11 protein-coding genes are annotated in these 16,902 nt (G+C 64.5%); 6 read left to right on the top strand and 5 right to left on the bottom strand.

Features of this window, described 5'->3' with window-relative positions; genetic code table 11:
• Positions 1–263: 263 nt before the first annotated feature.
• On the top strand, positions 264–1,325 hold the full coding sequence (locus tag IVA95_RS14495) for an MBL fold metallo-hydrolase (protein WP_247511092.1): 1,062 nt from the start codon (positions 264–266) through the stop codon (positions 1,323–1,325).
• A 66-nt stretch (positions 1,326–1,391) separates the two neighbouring features.
• Here IVA95_RS14495 and IVA95_RS14500 read toward each other — a convergent pair whose 3' ends face one another.
• Together IVA95_RS14500 and mdcA are read right to left on the bottom strand one after the other, a co-directional pair.
• Positions 1,392–2,777 (bottom strand): malonyl-CoA decarboxylase, encoded by a 1,386-nt coding sequence (locus IVA95_RS14500; protein WP_247511093.1) that lies wholly within the window; start codon positions 2,775–2,777, stop codon positions 1,392–1,394.
• Positions 2,774–4,486 carry a malonate decarboxylase subunit alpha gene (mdcA, locus tag IVA95_RS14505; protein ID WP_247511094.1) on the bottom strand — a complete coding sequence of 571 codons (1,713 nt, stop codon included), beginning with the start codon at positions 4,484–4,486 and terminating at the stop codon, positions 2,774–2,776. The genes IVA95_RS14500 and mdcA overlap by 4 nt, the downstream gene beginning before the upstream one ends.
• 89 nt (positions 4,487–4,575) lie before the next feature.
• Between mdcA and IVA95_RS14510 the strand changes: the two genes are divergently transcribed.
• The 3 genes from IVA95_RS14510 to IVA95_RS14520 all read left to right on the top strand — a co-directional run bounded on the left by IVA95_RS14510 (position 4,576) and on the right by IVA95_RS14520 (position 10,531).
• On the top strand, positions 4,576–5,487 hold the full coding sequence (locus tag IVA95_RS14510) for a LysR substrate-binding domain-containing protein (RefSeq protein WP_247511095.1): 912 nt from the start codon (positions 4,576–4,578) through the stop codon (positions 5,485–5,487).
• Positions 5,488–5,631: 144 nt separating this feature from the next.
• The gene (hemA, locus tag IVA95_RS14515) at positions 5,632–6,861 is read left to right on the top strand and encodes a 5-aminolevulinate synthase (protein ID WP_247511096.1); all 1,230 of its coding nucleotides are present in this window, start codon (positions 5,632–5,634) and stop codon (positions 6,859–6,861) included.
• A gap of 160 nt (positions 6,862–7,021) precedes the next feature.
• Positions 7,022–10,531 carry a PAS domain-containing hybrid sensor histidine kinase/response regulator gene (locus tag IVA95_RS14520; protein ID WP_247511097.1) on the top strand — a complete coding sequence of 1,170 codons (3,510 nt, stop codon included), beginning with the start codon at positions 7,022–7,024 and terminating at the stop codon, positions 10,529–10,531.
• Between the two features lie 59 nt (positions 10,532–10,590).
• Here the strand turns inward: IVA95_RS14520 and IVA95_RS14525 are convergent, their stop codons facing one another.
• The 3 genes from IVA95_RS14525 to IVA95_RS14535 form a co-directional block, all read right to left on the bottom strand.
• Complete coding sequence (locus IVA95_RS14525) at positions 10,591–11,262, bottom strand: response regulator transcription factor (protein ID WP_247511131.1); 672 nt, start codon at positions 11,260–11,262, stop codon at positions 10,591–10,593.
• 247 nt (positions 11,263–11,509) lie between these two features.
• Positions 11,510–13,642, bottom strand: a complete 2,133-nt coding sequence (locus IVA95_RS14530; protein ID WP_247511098.1) for a DUF294 nucleotidyltransferase-like domain-containing protein — start codon at positions 13,640–13,642, stop codon at positions 11,510–11,512.
• 76 nt (positions 13,643–13,718) lie between these two features.
• Positions 13,719–14,327: a hypothetical protein gene (locus tag IVA95_RS14535; protein ID WP_247511099.1), complete on the bottom strand. Its 609-nt coding sequence runs from the start codon at positions 14,325–14,327 to the stop codon at positions 13,719–13,721.
• 293 nt (positions 14,328–14,620) lie between these two features.
• Here IVA95_RS14535 and IVA95_RS14540 point away from each other — a divergent pair, with 293 nt between their 5' ends.
• Together IVA95_RS14540 and IVA95_RS14545 are read left to right on the top strand one after the other, a co-directional pair.
• Positions 14,621–14,899: a DUF4212 domain-containing protein gene (locus IVA95_RS14540; RefSeq protein ID WP_247511100.1), complete on the top strand. Its 279-nt coding sequence runs from the start codon at positions 14,621–14,623 to the stop codon at positions 14,897–14,899.
• A gap of 12 nt (positions 14,900–14,911) precedes the next feature.
• Positions 14,912–16,888, top strand: coding sequence for a sodium:solute symporter family protein (locus tag IVA95_RS14545; protein WP_247511101.1), 1,977 nt, complete (start codon positions 14,912–14,914; stop codon positions 16,886–16,888).
• Positions 16,889–16,902: the final 14 nt, after the last annotated feature.

The following is a 16,902-nucleotide window of genomic DNA, read 5'->3' on the forward strand; positions in this document are numbered from 1 at the left end:
GTGCCGATCCCGTACAGAAGCAAGTGCCCGGCAGGTGGACAGCGCAAAAAGGGATTGACTAACTAAGGCCCGTTACAGAAGCCCGGATGGAGCGCAGCGAAATCCGGGGCTATCCAACAGCGAAACGACCGTTCCCGGATTGCGCTGCGCTCCATCCGGGCTACCTAATTCCGCGCGCTGGCCGGCAAACTATGTCCTTTGCCCAATCCCCGCCCCGCTTTTTTCGGCTAGCGCGGCGCCGCCTCTACCGCTAAGCCGGTAGCATGCATTCGAAAACCGATACGGTGCAGTCCTCGGCCGAGGCACTGCGATACCCCTTCGAGAACCATCCCGGCCACGATCAGGTCGTCGAGGTGGTGCCCGGCGTGCTCTGGGTCCGGCTCAAGCTGCCGTTCCGGCTCAACCACGTGAACATCTACCTGCTCGCCGATGGCGATGGCTGGGCGATGGTCGATTCCGGCTTCGGCAACGAGGAATCCATCGCGGCCTGGACCACCCTGTTCGAGGGGCCGCTGCGGCATGTGAAGATCACGCGGCTGATCGTCACCCATTCGCATCCCGATCACGTCGGTCTTGCCGGGTGGATCGTCGAACGCTTCGACTGCCCGCTGCAGATGTCGCAGGTCGAATACCTGCAATCGGTCTATCACCAGAACCGCGGCACCGAGGAGCGGCGCAACGCACAGCGGCTGTTCTTCCGCCGCCACGGCATGGACGAGGGCCTGACCGACAGATTGCTCGGCCGCGGCCAGGACTATTTGAAGCGGGTTTCGGTGCTGCCGCCGTCCTACCGCCGCATCTCGCATGGCGACGAAGTCGTGATCGGCACCCGCCGTTTCAAGGTGATCACCGGCGGCGGCCATGCGCTCGACCAGGTGATGCTGTACTGCGCCGCCGACAAGCTGTTCCTGTCGGCCGACCAAGTCTTGAGCAAGATTTCGCCAAACGTCAGCGTCTGGGCGGTCGAGCCCGACCAGAACTCGCTTGGCGAATATCTGGCTTCGCTGGCGAGCCTCACCACGACGCTGCCTTACGACGTGATGGTGCTGCCCGGCCACGGCGTGCCGTTTTACGGGCTGAAGACGCGCATCAAGCAGCTTGCCGACCACCACGAGGACCGTTGCCGGCTGATCGCGGAGGCCTGCCAGGAAGTGCCGCAGACCTCGAAAGACCTGGTGCCGGTCGTGTTCCACAAGCACGTGCTGGACGAGCACCAGATGGGCTTTGCCGCCGGCGAACTGGTCGCGCACGTCAATTACATGCTGGTCGAAGGACGCCTGACCTGTGAAGTCAGCGACGGCGTGCTGCGATTCCGCACGACCTGAGCGGCCGGCCTGCGCTGCCGCCTTTTGCAACTCGACCTGACGGACACGGGCTCCCCTACTCAGGCGCTAGATGAAAGCGGACGATTGGCGGCGTTGCCGGGCTATTAGCAGCGCGTCGACGTCAGGCGACCGTACCACCGTTCCATCATGGGCGAAGGTCTCGTGGTTGGCCTCGATCGTCCCGGGGTCGTAGAGGTAATTGACCATGATACCGAACGATTCCTCGATGCCGCGCGGCGCGGCATTGCCGAGCCAGTTGATGCGCTCCAGCCGCGCGCCGTTGCCGAGATGGAAGCGCGCGACCGGATCGATCGGCGGCTTCGATGAGACCTCGCGTGTCAGATAGGTCGCACAACGGTGCATCAGCCAGGGACGCAGCGCCTCGCTCCGCGACGCGTCGCGCCACCATGCGTCGGTCTTGAGTTCGGCCAATGCCGCAGCCTCGGCTTCGCTCGCGTCCGCCAGCGTGCCGGTCAGCCAGCGTCGAAAGCCCGGCACCGGCGACAAGGTGGAGAAACGGGTCAAATGCGGCAGCTCGGCCTTCAATTCCTCGACCACCTGCTTGATCAGGAAATTACCAAACGAAACGCCGCGCAGGCCGTCCTGGCAGTTCGAGATCGAATAGAAGATCGCGGTGTCCGCGCGCCGCGCCCGCTGCCGCGCGGCATTGTCGTCGCCGTCCTGGACAAGTAGCGGCTGCACCGCTCCAGCGAGCCCCTCGACCAGCGCGACTTCAACAAAAATCAGGGGTTCGCCCGGCAGTGCCGGATGAAAGAAAGCAAAGCAGCGCCGATCGGGCGCCAGGCGCCGGCGCAGATCGTCCCAGCCCTGAATCTCATGCACCGCCTCATAGGCGATCAGCTTGTCGAGCAGCGCCGCCGGCGACTGCCAGTCAATCCGGCGCAGTTCGAGAAAGCCGCGGTTGAACCAGGATGCGAACAGATGCTTGAGATCACCATCCAGCGACTTCAGGACCGGCTCGTCGCGGAGATGTGCCGCCAACTCCTTGCGCATCGCGACGAGCGCACTGGTGCCCCCGGGTGCCATGTTCATTCGCCGCAACAGTTCCTGCCGCGGCGGATCGGCTGCTTGCGCCAGCCGCGCCGCGCTCTCGGCCGTGGCACCGGCAAGATAGGTTTGCGCGGCCGCCCGCAACGCCGCGGCATCGGGCAGGAAGTTGGTGGCGAGATAGCGATGGAAGCGGCGGCGATCGTCGGCTTCGAGGTCCCGCAGAGCGTCGTGGAGCTCGCGCGCGACCACCGCGCCGGAGGCTTCGCCGCGTTCGGACAGCAAGGCTGCCGCGAGCCGTTTCGCCTGATCAAGCGGCACGATCGCATCGCGCGCCGATCCGGCGTCGGCGCTGCTGCTGAGGCCGAGCGAAATCCGAAGTCGCTCCAGCCAGGACGACCCCGGTTGCGCGTCGCGAAAACTGCCGGTTCGGGCGTTCTTCATGACTTTATCCTTTCTGCGGAGTGGATCGCCGGTTTTGCCCGGACATCGGCCGTTGCGGGCTTCGCGACTGACGGCCGAAGGAATTTCGCCGGCAGCTCGTAGAGGCCGCCGGAGCATGTGACGAGGTCGTCGATCGTCTGCGCGGCGAGCAGATCGCGAGTTGCCGTCGTGATGTCGATGCCGAGATCGGATGGCCGCATCACGATGCCGCGCTTGCGCAAATCCTCGGCCACGTCGGCCGACCGCGCGCGCCCGAATTCCGTGTCACCGGCGATGGCGCGCAGCGCCGCAGCGCGTTCCTCCGCCGAACGGCAAAGCAGGAGATTTGCGACGCCTTTCTCGGTGATGACGTGCGTGACGTCATCGCCGTAGATCATCACCGGCGGCAATGCGAGGCCCGCGGCCGCCGCCAAGTCGAACGCATCTAACCGTTCGACAAAGCTCGGCTCGCCATTGGGCTGCCGGGTCTGAACCATCTGCACGACAAGCTTGCGCCCGCGTATGGTTTCGCCGGCCTCCCTTCCCGCGCGCAACCAGGCCGGACTGTCATGCCGTCGTCCGCGCACATCGGCGCCCATATTTGGCGCGCCGCCGAAGCCGGTGATCCGGTCCTTCGTTGCCGTGGAGCTGTTACCCTCAGCGTCGATCTGCAGGGTACCGCCGACGAAGAGGTCGCAGGCATATTGCCCGGCGACCTGGGCCAGCGCGCGGTTCGAGCGCAGATTGCCGTCCGCACCGACCGGGAAAACATCCGGTCGGCTCGACATGTAGCGTTCCATACCGAGTTCGGAGCCGAAGCAGTAGACGCTCTCGACAAAGCCGGCCTCGATCGCCGGGATCAGCGTCGGGTGCGGATTGAGGACGAACTGTTTCGCGACCGTGCCCTTCAATCCGCGCGAGGCGGCGAACGTCGGCAGGATGAGTTCGATCGCCGCGGTGGCGTAGCCGATCCCGTGATTGAGTCGCTGCACCTGATAGGGTTCGTAGACCGCGGCGACGGCCATCATGGCCATCAGGATGTTTTGCTCCCTGATCTTGGCGGGGTCGCGCGTGAACAGGGGTTCGATCGCGTAGGGCTTTGGAGAAGGCACGACAACGTCGACCCAGTCGCCGGGGATGTCGACCCGCGGCAGCACGTCGACCATCTGATTGACCTGCGCCACGACGATACCGCCGCGGAAAGCAGCCGCTTCCGCGATCGTCGGCGTGTCTTCGGTGTTCGGGCCGGTGTAGAGATTGCCGTGCCGGTCGGCCTTGTCGGCGACGATCAGCGCAACGCGCGGCTTGAGGTCGACCAGCATGCGGGCATAGAGCTCGAGATAGGTGTGGATCGCGCCGATCTTCAGCGCGCCTGTGCCGACCAGCTCGGCAAGCTTGCGGCTTTGCGGCCCGGCAAAGGCAAAGTCGAGCCGGCTCGCGATGCCGCGCTCGAACACGGCCAGATGGTCGGGCAGTGCCAGGACCGACTGCACCATGTGCAGATCATGCACGCGCGCCGGGTCGACATTGGCAAGTGCCGCGGCGAGGAAATCGGCTTGCTTCTGATTGTCGCCTTCGATGGCAACGCGGTCGCCGGGTTCGATGAGCGCTTCAAGCAGCTCGGTCGCACGGCCGGGCGGACAGATTTTTCCACTGTCACCGCAGATGGACACCGCCCGCGCCAGGCGCTCGCGGCGATTGGCCGATCGCGGGTTTTGTTGTTCCAACATGGTTGCAGCCCTTCCGTTTGATCTCTCCGGCTTGCCGGTGAGCGACACGTAGGGGCGACCAATTGATTATAAAAACAATATTTCGTAATATGACTGATCGCAAATATCGATCAATTACCGTGCTCGAACTCGACCTGCTCAAAACCTTCGTCGCGGTCGCTGAATGCGGCGGCTTCCATCGTGCGGCCGAGCAACTCCACCTCACGCAATCCACCGTTAGCCAGCACATCAAGCGCCTGGAGCTCGAGGCCAAACGCCCACTATTCCGCCGCACCACGCGCGCGGTGGCGCTGACCGATGACGGCGAGATGCTGTTGGGCGATGCGCGGCGGCTGCTGCAGCTAGAGGAGACGGCGCGTCATCGTCTCACCGCGCCGCAGCTCTCCGGCACGGTGCGCCTCGGCGCCGTCGAGGAGGTGGCCGGCGGATCGCTGCCTCCGGCGCTTGGCCGCTTCGCCAGCCTGCACCGCCATGTGAAGCTCGAAGTGCAGATCGGCGTCAGTTCGGAACTGATCGAACTGCTCGACCGGGGACGGCTCGACGTCGCGCTTGCCAAGCGTCCGCTCGGCACGTCGCGCGGACGCCTGGCTTGGCGCGAACCGCTGTTGTGGGCGGCCGCTGAGACGTTCGATCTCGTTCCCGGCGCGCCGCTTCCGCTGGCGCTTTATCGCGAACGCTCGGTATCGCGCGAGGCGGCGCTGCGGGCACTGCGCGGTAGCGATGCATCCTGGGAGATCAACTACACCAGCCCCAGCCTGACCGGAGTACGCGCCGCGGCGCTGGCCGGCCTTGCCATCACGCCGCTTCCGGCCAGCGCGATCACGAATGGCCTGCGTGTTCTCGGGGTCTCCGATGGATTACCGCCCCTGCCCGATCTTGAATTCGCGATCTTTGAAAGAGCCCGCCCGGCAGCCGCCGCGGCGGCGCTGGCCGAGGCGCTAGCCACGCTTGTCCAATCCGCAGATCACCGCGCCGCGGGCACGCCTGCGAAACGCATCTAGCGCGTTGATCCAGATCAATTTTCACCCAACCTGACTAGCGTCCCGGAGGCGCGCCGAAATGTGGGAATTCGCATAGACATCAAAGCTGGAAAGGCTCTAAAAAGGCCCGACGCCAATACGGCCGGTTCCGTTCCAGGTCTTGTGATGGATTACAGCAAATTCTTCCACGTCGCCCTCAACCGCCTGCATGACGAGCGGCGCTACCGCGTTTTCGCCGACCTCGAGCGGATCGCAGGCCGGTTCCCGCATGCGGTCTGGCACTCGCCGAAGGGCAAGCGCGACGTCGTGATCTGGTGTTCCAACGACTATCTCGGCATGGGCCAGCACCCGAAAGTGGTCGGCGCCATGGTCGAGACCGCGACCCGCGTCGGCACCGGCGCCGGCGGCACCCGCAACATCGCCGGCACCCATCATCCGCTGGTGCAGCTCGAGCGGGAATTGGCCGACCTGCATGGCAAGCAAGCCGCGCTGCTGTTCACCTCGGGCTATGTGTCGAACCAGACCGGCATCTCGACGATCGCAAAGCTGATTCCGAACTGCCTCATTCTATCTGATGCGCTGAACCACAACTCGATGATCGAAGGCGTCCGCCAGGCCGGCTGCGAGCGCCAGATCTTCCGCCACAACGACCTCGGCCATCTCGAGGAACTTTTGATCGCTGCAGGCCCCGACCGGCCCAAGCTGATCGCCTGCGAAAGCCTTTATTCGATGGACGGCGATGTCGCGCCGCTCTCGAAAATCTGCGATCTCGCCGAGAAATACGGCGCCATGACTTATGTCGACGAGGTCCATGCAGTCGGCATGTACGGCCCGCGCGGCGGCGGCATCGCCGAGCGCGACGGCGTGATGCACCGCATCGACGTGCTCGAAGGCACGCTCGCCAAGGCCTTTGGCTGCCTCGGCGGCTATATCGCCGGCAATGCCGAGATCATCGACGCGGTTCGCTCCTACGCGCCAGGCTTCATCTTCACCACCGCCCTGCCGCCGGCGATCTGCTCGGCCGCAACGGCTGCGATCCGGCATTTGAAGACCTCGAACTGGGAGCGCGAGCGCCACCAGGACCGCGCCGCCCGCGTCAAGGCAATCCTCACCGCCGCAGGACTGCCTGTCATGTCAAGCGACACCCACATCGTGCCGCTGTTCGTCGGCGATCCCGAGAAGTGTAAGCAGGCCTCCGATATCCTGCTGGAAGAGCACGGCATCTACATCCAGCCGATCAACTATCCGACAGTCGCCAAGGGCACCGAGCGGCTGCGGATCACGCCCTCGCCCTACCACGATGACGGCCTGATCGATCGGCTCGCGGAAGCGCTGCTGCAGGTCTGGGAACGCCTCGGGCTGCCCGTGAGACAGAAATCGCTGGCGGCCGAGTAACCCTACCCGCCCTAATCCCTTCGAATTGGGCCGTGGCGCCGTGCGCTGCCGGCCCAAAGCGTCTATATTCACCTCTTCCGGCCATGGCGTTTACGAGCGTCCCGGCTGACGTGAAGAACACGCGTCCGCGTCAAGCGCCGGGAGAGGGAGACCCGCAGCGATGCTGCACGACTGGGGCGTAATCGCCGCCGCGTTCGCCTATATCGGACTGCTGTTCGTCGTCGCGAGCTACGGCGACCGCCTGTCGCCGAGCCAGCGCGGCCGCGCCAGCATGCTGATCTACCCGCTGTCGCTGGCGATCTATTGCACGTCCTGGACATTCTTCGGTTCGGTCGGCTTCGCCACCCGCACCAGCGTCGACTTCCTCGCCATCTATGTCGGGCCGATCCTGATGATCGGGCTTTGCACGCCGCTGTTGCGGCGCGTGATCCAGCTCGCCAAATCGCAGAACATCACCTCGATCGCCGATTTCATCGCGGCGCGCTACGGCAAGAGCCAGGCGGTCGCCGCCACCGTGGCCGTCATCGCGATCGTCGGCTCGGTGCCCTACATCGCCCTGCAGCTCAAGGCCGTGGCATCGTCGCTGGAGACGATCTTGACGGAGGACAAGCTGTTCTCGTCGATTCCGTTGATTGGCGACATCGCGCTGGTCGTGACGCTGGCAATGGCGGCATTCGCCGTGCTGTTCGGCACCCGCCAGACCGATGCCACCGAGCACCAGCACGGCCTGATGCTGGCGATCGCCACCGAATCGATCGTCAAGCTGGTGGCCTTTCTCGCCGCCGGCGCCTTCGTTACCTTCTGGATGTTCACGCCCGTCGAGCTGATCGAACGCGCGATGAAAACGCCGGAGGCGGTGCGCGCCATCAGCTACGTGCCGTCGATCGGCAATTTCCTGACCATGACGCTGCTGTCGTTCTGCGCGATAATGCTGCTGCCGCGCCAGTTCCACGTCAGCGTGGTCGAGAATTCCAGCCCCGAAGAGGTCAATCGCGCCCGCTGGCTGTTTCCGCTCTATCTGATCGCCATCAACCTGTTCGTGATCCCGATCGCAATCGCCGGTCTCGTCACCTTCCCGTTCGGCGCCGTCGACAGCGACATGTATGTGCTGGCGCTGCCGATCGAGGCAAACTCTCCATTGCTCAGCATCGCCGTATTCGTCGGCGGCCTGTCGGCCGCGACCGCAATGGTGATCGTGGAATGCGTCGCGCTCTCCATCATGGTCTCCAATGACATCGTGCTGCCGCTGGTGCTGCAGCGGAGCCCGGCGACGCGCGACGGCGGCAAGGATTTCGGCGACTTCCTGCTGCGGATCCGGCGCTTTGCAATCTTCGCCATCATGGTGATGGCGTATTTTTACTATCGCGCGCTCGGCAACACGCAGCTCGCGGCAATCGGCCTGTTGTCGTTCGCAGCGCTTGCCCAACTGGCTCCGGCCTTCTTCGGCGGCCTGTTCTGGCGCCAGGGCACGGCGCGCGGCGCCATGTGCGGCATGCTGGTCGGTGTGGCCGTGTGGGCCTACACGCTGTTTCTGCCGAGCTTCCTGGAGGGCAATCCCACAGGCCTGCTGCTGCTGCAACAGGGACCGTTCGGCATCGAGGCGCTGCGTCCGCGAGCGCTATTCGGCGCCGATCTGCCGCCGCTGATGCATGGCGTGCTCTGGTCGCTTTCGCTCAACATCCTGACCTACATCGTGATATCGCTCGCGCGCCAGCCGTCGTCGATCGAGCGGCTGCAGGCGGATCTGTTCGTACCGACCACGCTGGCGCCGATTGCGCCGACCTTCCGGCGCTGGCGTACCACCGTTACAGTGCAGGACATCCGGAACACGGTCGCGCAATATCTCGGCCCCGACCGCGCCCGCGATGCTTTCGAGGCCTTTGCCGCCGGCCGTCCCGGCAATCTCGATCCAGCCGCACCCGCCGATTTCGAGTTGCTGCAGCACGCCGAACGCCTGATCGCCTCCTCGATCGGGGCGGCCTCGTCGCGCCTCGTGATGTCGCTATTGCTGCGCAAGCGCACCGTCTCCGCCAAGGCCGCGCTAAAGCTGCTCGACGATTCCCACGCCGCGCTGCATTTCAACCGCGAGATCCTGCAGACCGCGCTGAACCATGTGCGCCAGGGTATCGCGGTGTTCGATGCGGATTTGCAACTGATCTGCTCGAACGCCCAGTTCGGTGAAATTCTGGCGCTGCCGCCGCACCTCGTGCAGCTCGGCATTCCCTTGCAGGAAATCCTCGAATTCATGGGCGCGGTCAGCGCGTCCGGCGCCGGCGATCCCGATACATTGCTGCAGCGGCGGCTGGAGGCCTACACCACCGAGGGCGAGCCCTATCTGGAACGCCTGGCCGACCGCCATATGGTGATCGAGGTCCGTTCCAACAGAATGCCGGGGGGCGGCCTCGTTATCACCTTCTCGGACGTGACCCCGAGCTTCGAGGCCGCCGAGGCGCTCGAGCGCGCCAATGCGACGCTGGAAAAGCGCGTGCGCGACCGCACCGAGGAGTTGACGCGCCTGAACTCCGAACTGGCGCAGGCCAAGAGCACCGCGGAGGACGCCAACATCTCGAAGACGCGTTTCCTGGCGGCCGCCAGCCACGACATCCTGCAGCCGCTCAATGCGGCGCGGCTCTATGTGACGAGCCTGGTCGAGCGGCAGAACGGCGGCGAGGATTCCCGCCTGGTCGAGAACATCGACGACTCGCTGGAGGCGATCGAGGAGATCCTCGGCGCGCTCTTGGACATCTCGCGGCTCGATGCGGGAGCGATGACGACCTCAATCTCAAGCTTCAAGATGGCCGACCTGATGCGCTCGCTGGAGATCGAATTTGCGCCGATCGCCCGCGCCAAGGGGCTGGAGCTGACCTTCGTCCCCTGCTCGCTGCCGGTGCAATCCGACCGTTCGCTGCTGCGGCGGCTGCTGCAGAATTTCATTTCCAACGCGATCAAATACACCCCGCGCGGGCGCGTGCTGGTCGGCTGCCGCCGCCACGGACAATCCCTGCAGATCGCCGTCTACGATACCGGCGTCGGCATTCCCGTGATGAAGCGTGGCGAGATTTTCAAGGAGTTCCACCGCCTCGATCAGGGCGCGCGGATCGCCCGCGGCCTGGGTCTCGGCCTATCGATCGTCGAGCGGCTGGCGCGCGTGCTCAACCACGGTATCGCGATCGACGCCAATGCCAGCGGCGGCTCGGTGTTTTCGGTGACCGTGCCGATCGCCAAGGCGATCAACCATACCGCTGCCGTGACGAGCGCAACGCCGCTGTCGAAGACGCCGATGAGCGGCGCCCTGATCGTCTGCATCGAGAACGATCCGGCGATCCTCGATGGCATGAAGACGCTGCTGACGGCCTGGAACGCCGAGGTGATCGCGGTTGCTGACCCGGAAGCCGCGATCGCCGCGATCGAATCGTCCGGCCACGGCGTGACCGGCCTGTTGGTCGACTATCATCTCGACCGCGGCAACGGCGTTGCCGCGATCCGCGAAATCCGCCGCCGTTTCGGCGAAAATATTCCGGCCATCCTGATCACGGCCGATCGCAGCCCGAACGTCCGCGCCGCCGCGCGCGAGGAAAACATCGCGATCCTCAACAAGCCGGTCAAGCCGGCCTCGCTCCGTGCCCTGCTCGGCCAGTGGCGCGCGCAACAGATGGTGGCGGCGGAGTAGCTGCCGTCATTGCGAGACCGTAGGATGGGTGGAGCGCAGCGATACCCATCCTACGGTCATCACCCCGTCGGCGTGCCCTGGCGCCACTGCCCGCCGGAGATTTTCGCGGCCGCAATGACCGCCTGCGTGCGGCTTTCGACGCCGAGCTTCTGCAGGATCGCCGAGACGTGGGCCTTGATGGTCGCTTCCGACACGCCGAGCTCGTAGGCGATCTGCTTGTTGAGCAGCCCCTCCGACAGCATCATCAGCACCCGCACCTGCTGCGGGGTAAGCGTCACCAGGCGGTCGCGCAGCCGCGTCATGTCGGGGTCGCTGGCCGAGGAGAGATCGGTGTCCGGCGGCACCCAGACGTCGCCCTCCATCACCTTCATGATGGCGTCGCGCAGCGTCTCGACGCCAAAGCGCTTGGGAATGAAGCCGGAGGCGCCGAAATCCAGCGACCGCCGGATCGTGGCCGCATCGTCGCTGGCCGACACGATCACCACCGGGATAGCCGGGTATTGCGCGCGCAGATAGATCAACCCCGAGAAGCCCGAAATCCCCGGCATCGTGAGATCGAGCAGGATCAGGTCGACGTCGGAATCGCGCTCGAGCAGCGCGGTGAGTTCGTCGAACGTGCCGGCTTCGCTGACGGCGGCCGAAGCCACGACACTGGCAACCGCCTGCCGCAGAGCGTCGCGGAACAGCGGATGGTCATCGGCGATAACGAGGTGGGTATTGGCAGCAGCAATCATCTGTTCCGGGCCGACAGGAGGTCGGGAAAGCATGCAAGTCGTTGCTGATTGACAGCAATTTGATTGTCCACTGTCGGGAAGCGACTTGCAAGGCAACCTTTCCCGCGTCGCGCAAAAGCAGTTAATCGACGCCGTTTGCTGTGAATGGTGCAACGCAAAAAATGAATGACCGAGGACCGGGCTGCGCCGCCGAGCCCAACAGGGAACTTGGAGAAAATGCTTCGCTGTCGGAGGACGGGCTGCGTCAATCCCTGAACAGGAGGTCTCGGCCGAGCTCATCGATGGTGGAAACCGCAGCAAGTGCCGTACGCAGCCGAGCGAGGTCGCGGCCCGACAATCGCTTCACGGCAACCGCATTGGATGGTGGGATGCCGTGGGCGATGTCCTCAAGCTGGTGCGACAGGATGAGATCGATGAAGACGCGCTGGGCTTCGCCAAGCGCATCGAGATCGCTCTCGCTGGCCTGAACCCTCGCCTTCACGCCGGCCAGTCGCGCCGACGTCGACCGTTCCATGACGTGATAGCGAATGGCCATCGCGCGCACCCATGCAACGAGACCGAACAGTGCGGCCGCCTTGAGATCGATACTGCCGGCGACCGTGCGGATCCCGCCGAAAAATTTCAGGCTCGCCGGAACGCTGACGTTCTCGAGCAACAGTTTGATAAACGCGACCTGGCCTTCGGCCGCCGCGAAGGCCGCCTGACGCACCGAGACAGCAAGGCTGCCGTCGCCGTGAACCGCCCGCAGGTCGAAGAAGATATCGACGGACAATAGATCGGCGGGACTCGAACGCGTGATCCACTTGTCGACGCGATCCTGCCATGTTGCCACCGAGCCGCGCCAAAGCGCGTTCTTCGCCATGACGCCGCCCTTGCAATAGGGCACGCCGACCTCGTGCAGGATATCGGCAACATGCGTCCCGAGTTCAGCAAACCAGCGATCCTCCTCGCCGTCGGGCTCGCCATGCGCGAAGATCACGGCGTTGTCCTGATCCATCGCCAACAAGCTCTCGCCGCGTCCGGCCGATCCGAGCACCAGCAGCGCATACTCGCACGGCGGCTCGCCCCGGCCGCTCTCCCGCATGATCCGCTCGGCGATCACCGCGGCCTGGCGAGAAAGAGCGCCCAGTTCGCGGGAAATGACTTCGGCGATATCGCGGCCGGACAATCCTTCCGCCAGAAGCAATTCCGCGACTCGCGGCAACTGCGCCCAGGCCGCCGCCAGCGCATGCGCGTCGGCGGCGGCGTCGATCTCGTCGCCGAGCGATATGGCCTCGCCTGCGCGCAGGCGCAGCAGATCGCGCGCCGATAATGCGCCGATCACGCAGCCCTTCTCGTCGACGGCGCCGAGATGTCGGGTCTTGAGACGATTCATCCGGCCGATAGCGCGGTAGACAAACGCTTCCGACGGGACCGCCGCCAGCGGCTGGCTCATGATCTCAGCGACCGGCCGTTGCAGCGCCGGGGCGCCATCCCGGGCCAAGGCGCGCAACACGTCGCGTTCCGTGACAATGCCCGCGTCAGCCGCCCTGATCTCCGGCTCAGGCTGCGGCCCGTGGACGTAGACCGCCGAGATCTTCTCGTCCGTCATACGCGCCAGCGCTTCGCCGACCTTGGTATCCGGTGAGACGAAGATCGCGGGCGTGCGCATGATGTCGCGGATGCGATGGCGAAACGCATAGCTGTCGAAGCGCTGCAGCGTCTCCTCGGCATCAACGCGGGCGGTGGCGTCGACAGCGTCGATCCAGCCGCTGCGCACCTGATCGTCGAGCACGGCGGTGAGTGCCCGACAGGCGCGTTCGGCTTCAGCGACAGTCCGGATGCCGTGCTCACGCAGCTTCGGCACCAGCGCCAGGAATATCCGCGCGGCTATGAGCGCATCGCCGAGCGCGGAGTGCCGACCGGCCGTCTCGACGCCGAGCCAGCCTGCGAGCTGGTCCAGCGTATAACCGGCCAATTCGGGGGCGGTGATCTGCGCCAGCAGCCGGGTATCGAGCGTTCTCGGCCGCGACCAGGGAATGCCGGCCAGGTCGCATTCGCGCTTGAGGACCGCCAGATCGAACCCGACCGTGTGGCCGATCACGACGGATCCGCCGAGAAACGCCTTGATGCCCGGCCAGACCTCCGCGAACGGCGGCGCGCCCGCGACGATAGCGTCGTCGATGCCATGAATGCGGGTGGCCGCAGCCGGAATCGATTCCCCCGCCGGCCGCAGCAATTGGCGAAACGTATCGCCGGCCGCGAGCTTTCCGGCCGAGAGGCGCACCCCGGCGAGCTCGATCACCCGCGCCTTGCGCGGATCGAGCCCGGTCGTCTCCGTATCGATGACAACGGCGTCGAGCGACAAAAGCAGGGCCCCGCCGGCCGTCTTGTCCATCGACCCCTCCCGCTCGCGCCCGCCGCCCCCTCCAACGCCGCTCCACGGTCCCGGCATCGGCAGGCTTCGGACGGTCCTATTTCAAAAGCGCACCGATCACCGCGGCCGCATCGATGCGGTCCGCCAATTCGTCATGGATGTTGCACAGGCTGACACGCAGGTAGTTGCGAGTGGTCTGGAAATCGCGCCCGCGCAGCTTTTCGTGGATAGGCATCATGGCAAAGTAGCTCTCGGCGAGCGGTTCGGGAATGTCCATCACCCGCTTGGGCGCGTGCCCGCCGACCAGGTCGAGCCGATGCGCCAGTTCGCGCCGCGCCTCCTGCCAGGCGGCCTCGCCGATCGAGGGCGGCACCGGATAGCGATCGAACACCGAAAGGACGACGGCGATGATCTGGTCGAGCACCGGCCGGCGCTCATCCCCGGCGTGCGGACGCAATACGACATCTACCGTTTCGCCGACCATCGACAGCCCGAGCGGAAACGCCTGCCAGCGCGCCCGCTCGACCGACCTGGCAAAGCCCTCCTCGGCAAACAGCACCTTGGAATAATGCCCTGCCCGGGCGCGGGAATATTCGTAGATTCCCTTCTGCACGATGAATGCCGATTGGGCGTCGATGAAGTCCGCGAGCGCCTCGCGGTCGCGAATCGGCGGACGGGGACGGAAGAGTTTTTCAAACAGCTTCATTGCAGTATTACCCCGCGCGGCAACCTGGATCAGCTTGTCCAACTATCCGCTATCTGCAAAGCGCAATGATTCCAATGCGGCATCGCTGTTAGCAGTCGCAACATATTCTACCCGCCGAAAGTATTATTAAGAACTGACTGATCGTGATGTTAGCCTTCGTTAGTTCCAAACCGGCACAAGAGCGGTTGGGACTGCGGCGCAGGGGGGTGCCGCGCTGACGGGATTGCAATCCCCTCGATCATTCAATCCCGGCGCACTTGCTGACCGGTGTCTTGAGGGAGGATTTGCAACCCATGCCTAACCCCACAGATCTGAAAGCAAATGAAGAGGCACACTGGGCGAAGACCTCGCGCCTGATGTTCACGCATCTCGGCATCTGGTTCTTCTTCGGCTTCGTCATCCACATGTTCGTGAAGCCACTCAATACTATCGTCATCCCGATCCTCGGCTTCCCGCTCGGCTTCTACATGGCGGCGCAGGGGTCGCTCATCGCGTTCGTGGTCATGCTGTTCGTGTTCGCAAAACAGCAGGACAAGATCGATCGCGAATTCGGCTTTGCCGAGGAAGATTGAGGGAGCATCGACATGGCCACACAAGGCGCTGCCACTTCGGATTTCATCAAGAATCTCGGCAGGATGTACGGGACCTACACCGGCGGGTTCCTGGCGTTCATCATTCTGCTCGCTCTTCTCGAACAGGTTGGCGTTCCAAACAAGATCCTAGGCTACTTGTTCGTGTTCTTCACGCTAGCGGTCTACGCCATCATCGGGGTAATGACGCGAACGGCGGAGGTCTCCGAGTATTATGTCGCCGGACGACGTGTGCCGGCCTTCTACAACGGCATGGCGACGGGCGCCGACTGGATGTCGGCGGCTTCCTTCGTCGGCATGGCCGGCACCCTGTTCCTGCTGGGTTACGACGGCCTCGCATGGGTGCTCGGATGGACCGGCGGATTCGTGCTGGTGTCGATCCTGATTGGGCCGTACCTGCGCAAGTTCGGCGCCTATACGGTGCCCGACTTCCTGTCATTCCGGTACGGCGGCAACTTCGCCCGCTTACTCGGCGTGATCGTCCTTGTCGCCTGCTCCTTTACCTATGTGACGGCGCAAATCTACGGCACCGGGATTATCGCCTCGCGATTCCTCGGAATGCAGTTCGAGCTCGCGGTCTTTGCCGGTCTCGTCGGCATTCTGCTATGCGCGATGCTGGGCGGCATGCGGGCGGTAACATGGACGCAGATCGCACAATACATCGTGCTGATCATCGCCTATCTGACGCCGATCGTAATCCTGTCCACCATGAAGTACGGGATTCCGATTCCGGAACTCACCTACGGGCAGGCGATCGTGGATATTACCGCGCGCGAGCAGCAAATGTTGGCGACGGGTCTTGCGACACCCGCAGCGCTGAAGCCGCACATTCAGCCGTTCATCAACTATAGCCCGCTCAACTTCTTTGCGATCATCATGTGCATGATGGTCGGTACGGCGTCGTTGCCGCACATCCTGATGCGTTACTTCACCACCCCGTCGGTGCGTGAAGCGCGCCAGTCGGTCGCCTGGTCGCTGCTGTTTATCTTCCTGCTGTACTTCTCCGCGCCGGCCTACGCGGCGTTCTCCAAGCTGGAAGTCTACACCAACATCATCGGGCGGGACCTGACGGCGATTCGCCCGTGGTTGTTCAGTTGGGGTGAACTCGGGCTGATCCAGATCTGCGGCAAGAACGCAGCCAGCATCGATGCGGTTATCGCGGCGTGCAAAGCCATCGCCGACCACCCCGGGGTCGTGCGGCTGCAGGACTTCGTGATCAACACGGACGTGATCGTGCTCTCTACGCCGGAGATCGCGGGACTTCCCTATGTGATCTCGGGTCTGGTGGCAGCGGGCGGTCTCGCCGCCGCGCTCTCCACCGCCGACGGCCTGCTGCTCGCCATCGCCAACGCGCTGTCGCACGACATCTACTACAAGATGATCGATCCGAACGCGCCGACCATTCGCCGGCTGACGGTAGCTCGCGCTCTCCTGGTGGGCGTCGCCGTGGTCGCAGCCGCGACGGCCGCAACCAAGCCGGGCGACATCCTGGCCATGGTTGGCTGGGCGTTCTCGCTGGCGATGGCCGGTAACTTCCCGGCCCTCGTGATGGGCGTCTGGTGGAAGCGGACGACCGCGACGGGTGCCATCTGCGGCATCATTGCGGGCTTCGGGCTCTGCCTGTTCTATCTCGTGACAACCCGGTACTTCCCCGGCGCAGGCGTCAAGTACTTCGGCATGACCTCGCTGCTGAACCCCGTGACGGGGGCTCCGGTGGTCGACATCGCGAAGGCCATGGCGGCGCCCAATGCCATGGAAAGCTTCCCGACGTTGGCTCACCCGCTGGCCAACAAGGTCGGGTGGTTCAACCTCAACAACATCGCCTGCGGACTGTTGGGAGCACCACTCGGCTTCGCTGTCATCTACATTGTCAGCAAGCTCGGCAGGGAGCCATCGGCCGAAATGCAGGCCTACGTCGACGAAATCCGGAAGCCGCGCGGCAGGACGGTGCTCGAGGAGAAGACTACCTAGGTTCTTCGACTGGA

Origin of the sequence: Bradyrhizobium sp. 157 (assembly GCF_023073815.1) — a bacterium.
GTDB lineage: Bacteria > Pseudomonadota > Alphaproteobacteria > Rhizobiales > Xanthobacteraceae > Bradyrhizobium.